This window comes from Variovorax sp. Soil_C_33, assembly GCF_057656935.1.
Window position 1 is genome coordinate 410133 of the sequence record NZ_JBDGJK010000003.1, and the last position, 14996, is coordinate 425128.

A 14996-nucleotide genomic window follows, 5' to 3' on the forward strand; every position below is an offset into this window, starting at 1 on the left:
GGTATCCGGGAGCCCCAGCCGACGCCCCGCACCGGGCCCGTCAGCGGGCAGGGCTCTCCCGAGGCGCATGCGCCGCCGCGAGGCAGGCCTGGAAAGCCAGCACCGCGCGCGAAGGCTTGGGCGAACGCCGCAGCACGCTGACGAAGCGGCAGCTGTAGTTGAAGCGCGCCGGCAGCACGGCCTTCATGAGGCCACGCTGCTCGAAGGCCTGCGCATAGTGATCGGGCAGGAAGCCGAGAAAGCGCCCCGAGAGAATCAAGGTGGCGATCGCCTCCTGGTCGAAGCCGGTGGCCTTGCGCGTGAGCTTCGCGCGATGGCTGAGCTGCATGTTGGGCGAGTGGTAGCCGAGCCCGGCGAAGTGATGCTCGCGCAGCCGCGCCCAGCTCAGCTTCGCGTGGCTGCTGTCGAAGAGCGGATGCCCCGCGCCGCAGTACAGCAGCATGGTCTCGCCGAACAGGTCGGCGTAGACCAGGCTCTTCGAGGTGCGGTGCGCCGGGATGATGCCGATCTGGAACTTGCCCTCCAGCACGCCCTGCTCGATGGCGCTGATCGACCCCACGTGCACGCTCAGGCTCACCTCGGGCGCGAGCTGCGTGAAGCGGGCGATGGCCTCGCTGATGCGCGCCTGCGGGTTGCTCGCAGTCTTGTCGAACAACGCCACGTCGAGCTGCCCGCCCATGCGGTTGTGGATGTCGTCTATGCTGCCGCGGAAGGCGTCGACCGAGGCCAGGAGGCGCAGCGTCTCGTCGTAGACGCGCTGGCCCTCGGCGGTGAGCGAGAAGCCGGCCCGCCCGCGCCGGCACAGCACCAGGCCGAGCCGGGTCTCGAGATCCTTCACATGCCGGCTCACGGTGGAGGTGCCGATATTGAGCTCCAGTTCGGCGGCCGCCATGCCGCCGCACTCGGCCACGCTCTTGAACACCTTGAGCAGGCGCAGGTCCATGTCGCTCAGCTGGCCGAGCACGGCGCGGTTCCTGGCGGCGCCTTCGCGCGGCGCTTTTACTTGCATGGATCGTCAAGTGAAGATTGATATTGCACCATTCTCCACACTGAATGCCGTGCGAACAATCGACGTATTCCCATCACCTTTCGGAAGCGCCCATGAGCACCGCATCGACCGCCCTCGAACCGAACCCTGCCCAGCGCACCGACGCCGCCTGGCTCGACGCGCACTGGATGCCCTACACCGGCAACCGCAACTTCAAGGCCGACCCGCGCATGATCGTGGAAGCCAAGGGCGCCTATTTCACCGACGGCGACGGCCGCAAGATCTTCGACGGCCTCTCGGGCCTGTGGTGCTCGGGCCTGGGCCACGGCCGCCCCGAGATCACCGAGGCCGTGAGCCGCCAGATCGCCAAGCTCGACTACGCGCCGGCCTTCCAGCACGGCCACCCCCTCTCCTTCGAACTCGCCAACAAGCTCAAGGAACTCACGCCCGCGGGCCTCGACTACGTGTTCTTCACCGGCTCGGGCTCCGAGGCCGCAGACACCTCGCTCAAGATGGCGCGCGCCTACTGGCGCACCAAGGGGCTCGCCGGCAAGACGCGGCTGATCGGCCGCGAGAAGGGCTACCACGGCGTGAACTTCGGCGGCATCTCGGTCGGCGGCATCGGCGCCAACCGCAAGCTTTTCGGCCAGGGCGTGGAAGCGGATCACCTGCCGCACACGCAGCTCGCATCCAACGCCTTCTCGCGCGGCATGCCCGAGCACGGCGCCGAACTGGCCGAGCGCCTGCTCGAGCTGATCGCGCTGCACGATGCATCGAACATCGCGGCCGTGATCGTCGAGCCCTTCGCGGGCTCGGCCGGCGTGGTGATCCCGCCGCGCGGCTACCTGCAGCGGCTGCGCGAGATCTGTACCGCCCACAACATCCTCCTGATCTTCGACGAGGTCATCACCGGCTTCGGCCGCTGCGGCGCGCTCACCGGAGCCGATGCCTTCGGCGTGGTGCCGGACATCATGAACGTGGCCAAGCAGGTCACCAACGGCGCGCAGCCGCTGGGCGCGGTGATCGCGAGCAAGGAGATTTACGACACCTTCATGGCGGCCGGCGGCCCCGACTACATGCTCGAGTTCCCGCACGGCTACACCTACTCCGCGCATCCGGTGGCCTGCGCTGCCGGCATCGCCGCGCTCGACGTGCTGCAGAAGGAAGACATGCCCGGCCGCGTGAAGGCGCTGGCGCCGCATTTCGAGAACGCCGTGCACAGCCTCAAGGGCAGCAAGCACGTGGCCGACATCCGCAACTTCGGGCTGGCCGCCGGCCTCACGATCGCCCCCCTGCCCGGCGAGCCGGCACGCCGGCCCTACGAGATCGCGATGAACTGCTGGAAGAAGGGCTTCTACGTGCGCTACGGCGGCGACACCATCCAGCTCGCGCCACCCTTCATCGCCGAGAAGGCCGAGATCGACCGCCTGGTCAATGCGCTGGGCGACGCGCTCGCAGAGACCGCTTGAATCGACGCGCTTACTCCGCCTCGATGCCTGCCGCCTTGACGATGCGGCCCCACTTCTGCGATTCGCCGTGCTGGAACTTCGCGAGCTCCTCGGGCGAGGTGGTGAACACCTCGGTGCCGCTCGGCTCGTAGAAGGCGGTCTTCGCCCCCTCGCTCTTCGCCGCCTTCACCAGCAGCTCGTTGAGCCGCTTGACCACCGCCGGCGGCGTCTTCGCGGGCGCGTAGGCCGCGAACCAGTAGCCCATCTCGTAGCCCTTGACGCCGGCTTCCGCGATGGTCGGGACCTCCGGCGCCAGCGGCGAGCGCTGCGCGCCCGAGACGCCGAGCGCACGCAGCTTGCCGGCCTTGACCTGCGGCAGGCCGGTCGCGGTGTCGGTGATCATCATGTCGATCTGGCCGCCCAGCAGATCGGTCACCGCGAGCGGGTTGCTCTTGTAGGGCACGTGCAGCAGCTTGATGCCGGCCAGCTGCTGCAGCAGCTCGCCGGCCATGCGGCTCGAAGAACTGCCGCTGCCGAAGCTCAGCTTGCCGGGCTCCTTCTTCGCCAGCGCGACGAACTCGGCCACCGTCTTGGCCGGCGAGTTCGGATTCACCACCATGATCTGGCCGCCCTTGCCCAAAGCCGCGATCGGGCTGAAGTCCTTCACCGGGTCGTAGGGCAGCTTCTTGAACAGGTGCTCGTTGGCGGCATGCGTGGTGTTGGTGGTGATCAGCACCGTGTAGCCGTCGGGCGGCGCCTTCGCCACCTGCTGCGAGGCGATGAAGCCGCTGGCGCCGGCCTTGTTGTCGATCACCACCGGCTGCTTGGTCTCCGCCGTCACGCCGTTGCCGAGCGCACGCGCGATCTGGTCGGTCGCGCTGCCGGCGGCGAAAGGCACGACGAAGGTGACAGGCTTGTCGGGAAAGGTCTGCGCCATGGCGGCGCCGGCAGCCAACAGGGCGGCCAAGGCCAGCGTCGGGGATCGAAAGCGAATCATGGTGTTGTGTCTCCTGGATGAATGAATGAATGGAAAAGTCAGGTGCCGGCCAGGCGATGCGCCAGCGAGGCAGGCACCTCGATGCACATCTCCAGCAGCAGGAAGGACAGCGCCTTGCCGTGCGCATCGAGGTTCAGCGCATCGTTGACGCCGCCGTCCAGTACGTCGTCGAGCACGAAGTTCATCGCGTGCAGCTTGGACAGCAGGAAGCGCTGCACGCGGCTCGGTTGCCGGTGGCCGAACTGCGCGGCCACGGCCTCGGGCGTGAGCTGCGCGACCAGCAAGGGATAGAGCTCCGGATGCCAGGCGATCACGCTGATGTTGGAGCGGTTGCCCTTGTCGCCGGTGCGGCCGTGGGCGGCGCGGAAGAGCGCGACTTTGTGCGTCTGCGTCATGCCGCCTCCACCATCTCGAAGCGCACCGGCACTAGCGCCCGCGGCAGCAGGCAGGAGCGCGTGTTGAGCCGCGGCGTGAGCGCCGTGCGCACGCCGCCGCCGCCGGCCGGCCCGCAGGTGTAGAGCGCCATCACCTCGCGCGTGAGCCGCTCGGCTTCGCCGCGGTCCTCGTGCGTGGCGGCCACGCGCAGCCGCACGTCGCGCGCGCCGCTCCCAGGCAGCGCGTCCAGCATGCGGCCGGCGTCGTCCGCGAAGATGCTGATCGCGCCGATCAGGTCGACCCGCAGCGCGAGGCCGGCGAGCCGCTTGCGCAGGATGTCGGCGGCCAGCCGTGCCCGCGCCTCGGCGCGCGCGCCGGCGTAGGAGATCTCGCCTTCGGCCAGCCAGCCGCCCTCGTAGCAGACGTTGACCTTGTAGTCGGCAGGCCGCGCATGGCCGCGCACGCCGGAGAGCGCGACGCGGTCGGCCCCGACTGCGCTCACCTCGGCTTCGCCGATGTCGGCCACCACGTCCGGCGTCAGGTAGGCCGCCGGGTCGTGCACCTCGTAGAGCAGTTGCTCCTTGACCGTGGCCTCGCTGAGCAAACCGCCGGAAGCATCGGCCTTGCCGATGACGCAGCGGCCGTCGCCGTCGATTTCGGCAATCGGAAATCCGATCGCCTCCAGGCCCGGCACGTCCTTGTAGCCCGGATCGGCAAAGTAGCCGCCGCAGACCTGGGCGCCGCATTCGAGCAGATGGCCGGCCATGGTGGCGCGTGCGAGCCGGTCCCAGTCGTCGGCACGCCAGCCGAAGTGCGACAAGGCCGGCCCCACCGTCAGCGATGGATCGGCGACGCGCCCGCAGACCACGATGTGGGCGCCGGCATCGAGCGCGGCGGCGATCGGTTCGGCGCCGATGTAGGCGTTGGCGCTGACCAGGCGCATGCGGTCCATCTCGGCGCCCAGCTGTTGGCGCAGCAGCGCGCGCTGCGCGGGCGCCGACAGGTCGTCGCCCTCCACCACCGCAATGCGCGGCGCGGGAGTGCCGAGCTCGCGCGCCATGCGGGCGATGTGGCGGGCGGCCGCGCGCGGATTCGCCGCACCGAAGTTGCTGACGATGCGAATGCCGTGCGCCAGGCAACGCGCAAGCACCGGGCGCAGCATCGCGTCGAGCAGCGGCTCATAGCCCGCTTCGGGATCGGCGCGCCGGCGCAGCTGCGCCAGCGCCAGCGTTCGCTCGGCCAGGGTTTCGAAGATCAGGAAGGCGCGCTGCTCCGGGGGGCCCTGCCGCAGGCGCGCGATCAGCGTGTCCACCACCGGGCCGGCGGCATCGGTGCGGTCGCCCGAAAAGCCGGCCGCACAGCCGACCAGCAAGGGGGAAGCGGGCAGCTTGCTCATGTCTCCGGTCTCGTCATGCGGTGAATGTAGGTTCTTGAGCCTCATCCGTACAATCGAAAGTTTGGATGGATTCATTCACCATTCGAATCAATGGCATCCCCAGACCTTTCCGCCCGACAGCTGCGCGCCTTTCTCGCGCTTGCCGATCTGCGCCATTTCACGCGGGCCGCTGCAGCCTGCCATCTCTCCCAGCCGGCCTTCAGCACCCTGGTCCGCGCGCTCGAGGAATCGGTGGGCACGCGCCTGTTCGACCGCAACACGCGCAGCGTGCAGCTGACGCCCGAGGGCCGGCTGTTCGAACCCTCGGCGCGCCGCCTGCTCGCCGACATGGGCCGGGCGCTCGGCGACCTGGGCGATCACGTGGAGCGGCGCAAGGGTCGCGTGCATATCGCAGCCCTGCCCTCGCTCGCGGCCGGCTGGCTGCCGGCGCTGTTCGCCGAGTTCCACCAGACCTGGCCGGGCATCGAGCTGGTCCTGAGCGACCAGCTGTCCGATGCCTGCATCGACCTGGTGCGCGGCGGCCAGGCCGATTTCGCGCTGGCCTCGGGCGGCACGCGCATCGCGGACGCGGCCGAGCTGCGCATGCGCGTGCTGTGCACCGATCGCTTTCATCTCGTGTGCCGGGCCGACCACCCGCTGGCTTCCGAGCCGCGGCTCACGCTGCGCAAGCTCGCGCCCTGGCCCTTCATCCACATGACGCGCAACAGCAGCGTGCGGCAGGCGCTCGAGGCGGCGCTGCATCCGCTGGCCATGAACACCGTGCTCGAGGTCGAGCAGCTCGCCACCGTGATGGGCATGGTCGAGGCCGGCCTCGGCATCAGCGTCGTCCCGACGCTCACGCTCTACCAGTTCCGGCGCGAGACGATCGCGACCCGGCCGCTGCCGATGCCCCAGCTCACGCGCCGGATCTACCTCGTGCAGCGCCGCGAAGGCAGCCTTTCCGCGGCGGCACGGGGGCTGCACGACATGGTGGTGGCGCGCCTGGGGTCGCTGTCGGTCTAGCAAGGCGATCTCTTTCTACAACGGCCTACGCAAACGCCAGGCGGAAGGCGCTAGGTTTCTTCCATGGACACTTGGCAACCGAACTTCAGCTGGATTACCGATCTGCTCGCCGTCGGCGGCAGCTTTCCCTACGACTTCGCGGAGCAGCTCGCGCGCGAGCATCGCATTCAGGCCGTGATCGACCTGCGCGGCGAAGCGATCCCCGATCCGCACGTGCTGCGCCGGCACGGCATCGCGCTGCTGCACCTGCCGACCGAGGACATGTGCGGCGTACGGATGGGGGACGTCGAGCACGGCATCCGCTTCGCGAACGAGTTCCTCGACGCGGGGCAGCGCGTGCTCATCCACTGCGAATACGGCATCGGCCGTTCCGCCACGCTGGCGCTGTGCCTGCTGGTGCACCGCGGCCATCCGCCGCTCGAAGCGCTCGAACTGATGAAGAAACAGCGCCCCGTCGTGGCGCCCTCGCCGCCGCAGTTCGCCTGCTGGAAGGCGTGGCTCGACGACTATCGCTTCTCCCGCGACGACGTCGACTGGACATTGCCGAGCTTCGACGATTTCAAGACGCTGGCCTACGGCCGTCGGCCACGCTGACAGGCAAAAAAAAGGCCCGCACGAAGCGGGCCGAATGATTGCAGTCAGCAATCCCCCAGAGAACCTGGGTCGCAGTGTCGGGGCAAACGGCCCGAGGGCCGCGTGAAGGATTGGGCAAAATCCGCGGGCATCGGTGATGGCGGCCGGTCCGGCCGCGCAGCTGCGGAATTTTTCTCGCTCAGGCCATCCTCAAGGCAGGCGCAGCGCGGCCATGCGGCGCGCCGTCCAGCGCCGCAGCCAGCTCCTTCCGGTAGCTGCGGACGCTCTCGTCCTTGATGTGGCCGTAGCCGCGGATCTTCTCCGCCAGGCCGGCAATGCGTGCCGCGTCGGCCAGCCGATCCGGGTTCAAGCCCTCGAGCAGGCGCTCCACGAGTTGGCGGTACTCGGCGATCAACTGCCGCTCCTGCCTGCGTTCCGCCGTGTAGCCGAAGGGATCGAAAGGCGTGCCGCGCAGCCGGCGCAGCGCGCCGAGTCCCTTGAACATGGCCAGCACCCACTGCCCGTAGGCGCGCTTCGTCGGCACGCCTTGCGCATTCCGCTTCGCGAACCAGGTCGGCGCGAGATTGAACTGGAGCTGGAAATCGCCTTCGAACTGCGCGCGCAGATCGGCCAGGAACTCCGGTCGCGTGTACAGGCGCGCCACCTCGTACTCGTCCTTGTAGGCCATGAGCTTGAAGAGGTTGCAGGCCACGGCGTCCGTGAGGCGCAGCTTCCGCGCCTCGGGCGCGGCCGCGCGCTCGGCGGCCTCGACCCGCCGCACGAAATCCAGGTAGCGCTTCGCATACGACGCGCTCTGGTAGTCCTCGAGAAAGCGCACGCGGGTCTCGATGAGCTTCTCCAGGCCTTGCGGCCGCATCAGCTGCACCACGGTCCCTTCGCGGCCCGACAGCTTCGCCTTCCAGGCCGGATCGTGTGCCGCCAGGCGCCCGGCGGCAAAGGCCTTCTTGTTGGCCTCGACCGCGACGCCGTTGAGTTCGACGGCCCGCATCAGCGCATCGAGCCCGATCGGCACGCCACCGCGTTGCCAGGCAAAGCCGAGCAGCAGCATGTTGGCGCCGATCGCATCGCCGAGCAGGGCTTTGGCAGCGTCGTGCGCATCGAGGGCCTGGACCTGGGCTTCGCCGGCAGCCGCCCGGAACTTCTGCAGCAGGGCTTCGTGGCGGAAAGGAAGGTCCGGCGAACGCGTGAACTCGGCCAGGGTCTGCAGGTGGGAGTTGACGATGATCTGGGTGCCGCCCTCCTTCACCGTGCCCAGCACGTCGGGCAGCGCCCCCACCACCATGTCGGCCACGATCAGCGTGCGCGCGCGCTGCGGCTGCACCCGCACCGCATGCAGGAGCTCCGGCCGGCCGGCGATTCGGATATGGCTCACGACCGAGCCGCCCTTCTGCGCCAGCGCGGTGAAGTCCAGCACGGAGGCGCCCTTGCCCTCGAGGTGCGCCGCCATCGTGACCAGCGCGCCGACGGTGATCACGCCCGTGCCGCCGACGCCCGCGACCAGCATGTCGAAGGGCCTGTCGACCTGCGGCAGCACGGGCAGCGGCAGCGCCCCGGCCAGCGCATGCAGATCCGGCGCGGGCGACAAGGCCGTGCTGCTCTTGCGCACCTCGCCGCCGAGCACGGTCACGAAGCTCGGGCAGAAGCCTTCGGCACAGGAATAGTCCTTGTTGCAGCTCGATTGCTCGATCTGCCGCTTGCGCCCGAACTCCGTTTCGAGCGGCGCGACCGACAGGCAGTTGGACTGCACGCCGCAATCGCCGCAGCCTTCGCACACCGCGGCGTTGATGAACATGCGCTTGGCCGGATCGGGATAGCTCTTCTTCTTGCGCCGGCGCCGCTTTTCCGCCGCGCAGGTCTGGTCGTAGACCAGCACCGTGACGCCGGCGATCTCGCGCAGCTCGCGCTGGACCGCGTCCAGGTCGCGGCGGTGGTGCACCTGCACGCCTTCTTCCAGCCGCACGCCGCGGTAGGCCTCCGGGTCGTCGGTGACCACGACCACGCGCTTCGCGCCTTCGCTCGCGACCTGGGTGCAGATCTGTGGCACGGAGATGCTGCCGTCGACCGGCTGGCCGCCGGTCATCGCGACCGCGTCGTTGAACAGGATCTTGTAGGTGATGTTCGCGCCGCTCGCGACCGCCTGGCGCAGCGCCAGGTAGCCCGAATGGAAATACGTGCCCTCGCCCATGTTCTGGAAGATGTGCGGCATCGCGGTGAAGGGCGCATGGCCCAGCCAGTCGGCGCCCTCGCCGCCCATCTGCGTGAGGCCGCTGGTGCTGCGGTCCATCCAGTTCGCCATGTAGTGGCAGCCGACGCCGGCCAGGGCCTTGCTTCCTTCCGGCACCTTGGTCGACGAGCTGTGCGGGCAGCCAGAGCAGAAGTAAGGCAGCCGGCGCATGCCGTCGGACGCGTTCGACAGCAAGGCGGGCTTCGCGAACAGGCCCGCGTCGATGCGCTCGGCGAGCGGGTCCCCGATCGAGGCGAGCCAGGTGCGCAATGCCGACGCGATCGATGCCGGCCCCAGTTGGCCCACCCACGTCAGCAGCGCGCCGCCGGCCAGATCGTGCTTGCCGCAGACCGTGGGCCGCTGCGGCTGGTTGAAGACCAGCTCCTTCAGTTGCTGCTCGACCACCGAGGCCTTCTCCTCGATGACCAGGACATGGCGCAGGCCGGCACAGAAGTCCTGCGCGCGCTGCGATTCGAGCGGGAAGCAGAGGCCCGGCTTGTAAATGCGCACCCCGGTGCGCTGCAATTCGGCTTCGTCGATGCCGCAACGCTGCAGCACTTCCATCAGGTCATGGAAGGACTTGCCGACCACCACGATGCCCGCCGTCGCATCGGGCGCCGGCGCCACCAGCCGATCGATCGAGTTCAGCCGCGCGAAGGCCTTCAGCGCCTCCAGCCTCGCGGCCAGGCGCGCTTCGATGGCGGGCGTCAGGAAGTCGTCGCTGCGGTAGGCCCGCGTCTCGGCGGCGCCGGGCGGCTCGTCGGGCGCGGTGAACTCGGGCAGCGGCGCCACCTCGATCGAGCGCCCGCTCTCCACCGTCTCGGAGATGGCCTTGAATGCAACCCAGAGGCCGGCGTGCCGCGATGCGGCCCAGCCCCACAGTCCGAAGGCGTCGTACTCGTCGACGGAGGCAGGGTGAACGATCGGCATGCCCCAGCCCATCAGCGACAGCTCGCTCGCATTCGGGATCGAGGACGAGACGGCCGCATGATCGTCGCCGACCACCACCAGCACGCCGCCCTGGCGCGTCGTGCCCGCGGCATTGCCGTGACGCAGCGCATCGCCGGCCCGGTCGAGTCCGGGGCCCTTGCCGTACCACATGCCGAAGACGCCGTCGAAGCTGCGCTCTGCATCGGCGCCCACCTGCTGGGTGCCCATCAGCGCCGTGGCGGCCAGGTCCTCGTTGATGGCCGGCAGGAAGCGGATGTCGTGCGCCTCGAGATCGGCCTTGGCGCGCCACAGTTCGACGTCCACGCCGGCGAGCGGCGAGCCGCGATAGCCGCTCACGAAGCCGGCCGTCTTCAGGCCGTGCGCTTCATCCCATTTGCGCTGCAGGAGCAGGAGCCGCACCAGCGCCTGCGTGCCGGTCAGGAACACGCGTCCTTGAAGCGCGCTGCGGTTGTCGGCGAGCCGGTAGCTCGTTGCCGGAACCGGCTCGGGGTCGCGTTTCATGTCGTCGTTCATCGTGCGCAAAAACAAATAGTAGTCTTGCCGCGCGTCAGCGGCATGGCTTCGCCGCGGAGCCTTTTGATTGACTTGACATTCGCGACAAAGGCCCGAATTGCTCAGGCATGGCAGGCGGCCCCGCCGACCGCTACGATGTCCGGTCTGCCCGTGTCCCTCGAAGCCTTCCACCCCGCCGTCAGCGGCTGGTTCAGCCGCAGCTTCGCTGCGCCCACCGAGGCGCAGGCGGCGGCGTGGCCCGCGATCCGGGCGGGCCGCCATACGCTGGTCGCCGCGCCCACCGGATCGGGCAAGACCCTGACGGCCTTCCTCGCCGCGCTGGATGGCCTGGTGCGCCAGGGCTTGAAGCCCGAGGGGCTCGCGGACGAAACGACAGTGGTTTACGTCTCGCCGCTGAAAGCGCTGTCCAACGACATCCACCTGAACCTGGAAGTGCCGCTGGCGGGCATCCGCGCCGAACTGGCCGCGCTGCGCCTGCCGGACCTCGAGATCCGCAGCGCCGTGCGCACCGGCGATACGGCGCCCAGGGATCGCCAGCAGAACCTGCGCAAGCCTCCGCACATCCTGGTTACGACGCCGGAGTCGCTGTACGTGCTGCTCGGTTCGGCATCGGGCCGCAGGATGCTGTCGACCGTGCGCACCGTGATCGTCGACGAGATCCATGCGATTGCGGCCAACAAGCGCGGCAGCCATCTTTCGCTGTCGCTCGAAAGGCTGCAATCGCTCTGCGGGATGCCTCTGACGCGCATCGGCCTGTCGGCCACGCAGAAGCCCATCGACGAGGTCGCGCGCTTCCTGGTGGGTGCCGGTGCGCTGACCGATGGCGTTGCGGATTGCGAGATCGTCGATATCGGCTATGCCAAGGAGCGCGATCTCGCGCTCGAGCTGCCGCCCGTGCCGCTCGGGGCGGTGATGTCGAACGAGCAGTGGGAACAGGTCTATTCGCGCGTCGCCGAGCTGGTGCACCTGCACCGCACCACGCTGGTCTTCGTCAACACCCGGCGCATGGCCGAACGTGCGGCGCGGCATCTGGGCGAGCGCCTCGGGAAGGAAGCGGTGGCGGCCCATCACGGCAGCCTCGCGAAGGAGGCGCGCCTCGACGCGGAACAGCGCCTCAAGCGCGGCGAGCTGAAGGTGCTGGTAGCGACCGCCTCGCTGGAGCTGGGCCTGGACATCGGCGATGTCGACCTGGTGTGCCAATTGGGTTCGCCCCGGTCGATCGCCACCTTCCTTCAACGCGCCGGCCGTTCGGGCCATGCGGTGGGCGGCACGCCCAAGGCGCGCCTGTTTCCGCAGTCGCGCGACGAGCTGGTCGAATGCGCGGCCCTGCTCGACTGCATCCGCCGCGGCGAGCTCGATGCCTTGCACGTGCTGCCTGCGCCCCTCGATGTGCTGGCGCAGCAGATCGTGGCCGAGACCGCGAGCCGCGAATGGGACGAGGACGAATTGTTCGCGCTGCTGCGCCGCGCCTGGCCCTATGCGCAGTTGAAGCGCGAGGACTACGCCGCCGTGGTGCGCATGCTGTCCGAAGGCTTCGCCACCCGCAACGGACCGCGCGCCGGCTATGTGCATCGCGATGCGGTCCATCACCGCCTGCGCGAACGCAAGGGCGCGCGCCTGACCGCCCTCACCTCGGGCGGCACCATTCCCGAGACCGGCGACTACAGCGTGGTGCTCGAACCGCAGGCCCACAAGATCGGCACCGTGAACGAGGATTTCGCGGTCGAGAGCCTGGCCGGCGACGTGTTCCAGCTCGGCAACACCAGCTACCGGATCCTGCGCATCGAGCCGGGCCGCGTGCGCGTCGAAGATGCGCATGGCGCGGCGCCCAATATCCCGTTCTGGCTCGGCGAGGCGCCGGGGCGCAGCGACGAGCTCTCCTTCGGCGTCTCGCGGCTGCGCGAGGAGATCGGACAGCAGATCGCCGCGCACGGCGTCGAGGCCGCGGTGCGCCGGCTGGCGCGCGACCTGGGCCTTCACGAGGAAGCCGCACGCCAGATCGTCGACCACCTCGCGCGCACCGTGGCGGCGCTGGGCGCGGTGCCGACGCAGGATCGGATCGTGATCGAGCGCTTCTTCGACGAATCGGGCGGCATGCAGCTGGTCATCCATTCGCCCTATGGAAGCCGCCTCAACCGCGCATGGGGCTTGGCCCTGCGCAAGCGCTTCTGCCGCAAGTTCAACTTCGAACTGCAGGCCGCGGCCACCGAGGATGCGATCGTGCTCTCGCTGTCCACCAGCCACAGCTTTCCGCTCGCGGAAGTGGCCCGCTACCTGCACTCCGCCACGGCGCGGGACGTGCTGGTGCAGGCGCTGCTGGACGCGCCGCTCTTCGGCGTGCGCTGGCGCTGGAATGCGACCACTGCGCTCGCGCTGCCGCGCTTCATTGGTGGCCGCAAGGTGGCGCCGCAGCTGCAGCGCATGAAGTCCGAAGACCTGCTGGCGTCCGTGTTCCCGGACCAGGTCGCCTGCGCCGAGAACCTCGCGGGCGAGCGCGAGATTCCCGACCACCCGCTGATCGCGCAGACCCTGGACGACTGCCTGCACGAGGCCATGGATGCCGACGGCTGGCTGCGCCTGCTGCGCCGCATCGAAGCGGGCGAAGTGACGGTCGACGCGCGCGATCTTCCCGCGCCCTCGCCGCTCGCCGCGGAAGTGCTGAACGCGCGGCCCTACGCCTACCTCGACGATGCGCCGCTGGAAGAGCGCCGCACCCAGGCCGTGCAAAGCCGCCGCTACACCGATCCGGAAAGCGCGGACGACATGGGCCGGCTCGACCCGGAGGCCATCGACGGCGTGCGCGAGGAAGCCTGGCCCGACCCTCGCAGCCCCGACGAGATGCACGAAGCGTTGAGCGGCCTCGGCATGGTCAACGACGAGGACCTGGCCCGCGACGCGAACTGGAAGACATGGCTGGAGGCGCTCGCCGGCGCAGGCCGCGCGACGCGCCTGTCGCCGGGCCTGTGGGTCGCGGCCGAGCGCCTGGCGCTGGCCCAGGCGCTGTATCCCGGCGCCGCGATGCAGCCGCCCATCGAGGCGCCGGCCGAATATGCGCAGGCCTCCGGAAGCCGCGACGAACTGCTGCGCGAACTGCTGCAATCGCGCCTGGCCGGGCTGGGCCCTGTCTCGGCGAACGAACTGGCGCAGCAGCTGCGGCTGCCGCTCTCCGATGTCGAAGCCGCGCTGCTGGGCTTGCAGAGCGAAGGCCAGGTATTGCAAGGGCGCTTCACGCCCCACGCCGACGGCCCCGAGTGGTGCGAAAGGCATCTGCTGGCGCGCATCCACCGCTACACGCTCAGGCGCCTGCGGCGCGAGATCGAACCGGTCGAGCCGCGCGACTTCGCGCGCTTCCTGTTCGAATGGCAGCACGTCGGCGCGGCCGCCCGTGTCAGCGGCCCGGAAGCCCTAGCCGGCGTGCTGGCCCAGTTGGAAGGCTACGAAGCGCCGGCCGCGCTGTGGGAGGCCGAACTGCTGCCGGCGCGCGTCAACGACTACGCCAGCGCCTGGCTCGACGACCTGTGCACGGCGGGGCGTGTGCTGTGGACGCGGCTGCGGCCTTCCGCCAACGAGGGCCGCGCGGCGGGCGGTGCCGGCCAGTCGCTGCGCGCCACGCCGATCCTGCTGCTCCCGCGGCGCAGCGCGGCGCTCTGGAACGGCCTCGCACCGGCGCCGGCCGACGACGCGGGACTGGGTTCGCGCGCACAGCGCGTCGCGGCCTGGCTGGCGGCCAACGGCGCGTCCTTCTTCGACGAGATCGCCGAGGGCGCGCGCCTGCTCGGCACCGAGCTGGAAGATGCATTGAGCGAACTGGTCGCCCGCGGCCGCGTGCGCTGCGACAGCTATGCAGGCCTGCGCGCCCTGCTGGTGCCGGCCTCGAAGCGTTCATCGACGCACGCGCAGCAGCAGCGCCGGCGCCGCGCCGCGCTGTTCGGCATCGAGGACGCGGGCCGCTGGTTGCTGACGCGGCAACCTGGGTTGGCGACGACCGAAGAGACGCCGCGCACCCATGCACCCGAATCCATCGAACAGGTCGCGCGCGTGCTGCTGCGCCGCTATGGCGTGGTGTGCTGGAGCATGCTCGAGCGCGAGGCCGCCTGGCTGCCGCCGTGGCGCGACCTGGTGCGCACCTACCGCCGGCTCGAAGCCCGCGGCGAGATCCGAGGCGGCCGCTTCATCGCAGGCCTGTCCGGCGAGCAGTTCGCGCTGCCCGAGGCCATCGGGCTCATGCGCCAGATGCGGCGCCGGCCGGCCGACGACAGCCTGGTCTGCCTGTCGGCGGCGGATCCCGCCAACCTGCTCGGCACGGTCGTCCCGGGCACCAGGATTGCCCGGGTCGCAGGCTCGCGCGTGTTGTACCGCGATGGCGTACCGATCGCGACAATCGTCGCGGACCAGGTCGAGATCCTGGTGCCCATGAGCGCGGCGGAAGAGAACGCGGCGCGGCGCGAGCTGTCGCTGTCGCCGGCGCTGCGCTCGGCGCGCGCGGCCACAGCCGCCTCGGCCTGAGG

At 69.8% G+C, this 14996-nt stretch carries 9 protein-coding genes; 4 read left to right on the forward strand and 5 right to left on the reverse strand.

Translation table 11 applies throughout. The annotated features are described in order from the left end of the window. Positions 1-40: 40 nt before the first annotated feature. Positions 41-1009, reverse strand: coding sequence for a LysR family transcriptional regulator (locus AC3A6B_RS07330; protein ID WP_487836076.1), 969 nt, complete (start codon positions 1007-1009; stop codon positions 41-43). 92 nt (positions 1010-1101) lie between these two features. Between AC3A6B_RS07330 and aptA the strand changes: the two genes are divergently transcribed. Continuing rightward, complete coding sequence (gene aptA, locus AC3A6B_RS07335; RefSeq protein ID WP_487836077.1) at positions 1102-2457, forward strand: omega-aminotransferase AptA; 1356 nt, start codon at positions 1102-1104, stop codon at positions 2455-2457. A 10-nt stretch (positions 2458-2467) separates the two neighbouring features. On the opposite strand, the gene AC3A6B_RS07340 is transcribed toward aptA, so the two are convergent. The 3 genes from AC3A6B_RS07340 to AC3A6B_RS07350 are packed head-to-tail and all read right to left on the reverse strand — an operon-like array spanning position 2468 to position 5204. Further along, positions 2468-3433: a Bug family tripartite tricarboxylate transporter substrate binding protein gene (locus AC3A6B_RS07340; protein ID WP_487836078.1), complete on the reverse strand. Its 966-nt coding sequence runs from the start codon at positions 3431-3433 to the stop codon at positions 2468-2470. 38 nt (positions 3434-3471) lie between these two features. Next, positions 3472-3828: an AtuA-related protein gene (locus AC3A6B_RS07345; RefSeq protein WP_487836079.1), complete on the reverse strand. Its 357-nt coding sequence runs from the start codon at positions 3826-3828 to the stop codon at positions 3472-3474. Further along, positions 3825-5204, reverse strand: a complete 1380-nt coding sequence (locus tag AC3A6B_RS07350) for an acyclic terpene utilization AtuA family protein (RefSeq protein ID WP_487836080.1) — start codon at positions 5202-5204, stop codon at positions 3825-3827. The genes AC3A6B_RS07345 and AC3A6B_RS07350 overlap by 4 nt, the downstream gene beginning before the upstream one ends. Before the next feature lie 90 nt (positions 5205-5294). Here AC3A6B_RS07350 and AC3A6B_RS07355 point away from each other — a divergent pair, with 90 nt between their 5' ends. Both AC3A6B_RS07355 and AC3A6B_RS07360 read left to right on the forward strand, forming a co-directional pair. Next, complete coding sequence (locus AC3A6B_RS07355) at positions 5295-6206, forward strand: LysR family transcriptional regulator (protein WP_487836081.1); 912 nt, start codon at positions 5295-5297, stop codon at positions 6204-6206. A gap of 63 nt (positions 6207-6269) precedes the next feature. Then, entirely contained in the window at positions 6270-6800 is a 531-nt protein-coding gene (locus AC3A6B_RS07360) for a protein-tyrosine phosphatase family protein (protein ID WP_487836082.1), read from the forward strand. Positions 6801-6978: 178 nt separating this feature from the next. On the opposite strand, the gene AC3A6B_RS07365 is transcribed toward AC3A6B_RS07360, so the two are convergent. After that, entirely contained in the window at positions 6979-10476 is a 3498-nt protein-coding gene (locus tag AC3A6B_RS07365) for an indolepyruvate ferredoxin oxidoreductase family protein (RefSeq protein ID WP_487836083.1), read from the reverse strand. Positions 10477-10623: 147 nt separating this feature from the next. Between AC3A6B_RS07365 and AC3A6B_RS07370 the strand changes: the two genes are divergently transcribed. Further along, positions 10624-14994, forward strand: a complete 4371-nt coding sequence (locus tag AC3A6B_RS07370; RefSeq protein ID WP_487836084.1) for a DEAD/DEAH box helicase — start codon at positions 10624-10626, stop codon at positions 14992-14994. Positions 14995-14996: the final 2 nt, after the last annotated feature.

Bases quoted from the DNA above. Each gene is read 5' to 3' on its own strand.
- AC3A6B_RS07330 (WP_487836076.1), bottom strand. From the start codon at position 1,009: ATGCAAGTAAAAGCGCCGCGCGAAGGCGCCGCCAGGAACCGCGCCGTG.
- aptA (WP_487836077.1), top strand. From the start codon at position 1,102: ATGAGCACCGCATCGACCGCCCTCGAACCGAACCCTGCCCAGCGCACC.
- AC3A6B_RS07340 (WP_487836078.1), bottom strand. From the start codon at position 3,433: ATGATTCGCTTTCGATCCCCGACGCTGGCCTTGGCCGCCCTGTTGGCT.
- AC3A6B_RS07345 (WP_487836079.1), bottom strand. From the start codon at position 3,828: ATGACGCAGACGCACAAAGTCGCGCTCTTCCGCGCCGCCCACGGCCGC.
- AC3A6B_RS07350 (WP_487836080.1), bottom strand. From the start codon at position 5,204: ATGAGCAAGCTGCCCGCTTCCCCCTTGCTGGTCGGCTGTGCGGCCGGC.
- AC3A6B_RS07355 (WP_487836081.1), top strand. From the start codon at position 5,295: ATGGCATCCCCAGACCTTTCCGCCCGACAGCTGCGCGCCTTTCTCGCG.
- AC3A6B_RS07360 (WP_487836082.1), top strand. From the start codon at position 6,270: ATGGACACTTGGCAACCGAACTTCAGCTGGATTACCGATCTGCTCGCC.
- AC3A6B_RS07365 (WP_487836083.1), bottom strand. From the start codon at position 10,476: ATGAAACGCGACCCCGAGCCGGTTCCGGCAACGAGCTACCGGCTCGCC.
- AC3A6B_RS07370 (WP_487836084.1), top strand. From the start codon at position 10,624: ATGTCCGGTCTGCCCGTGTCCCTCGAAGCCTTCCACCCCGCCGTCAGC.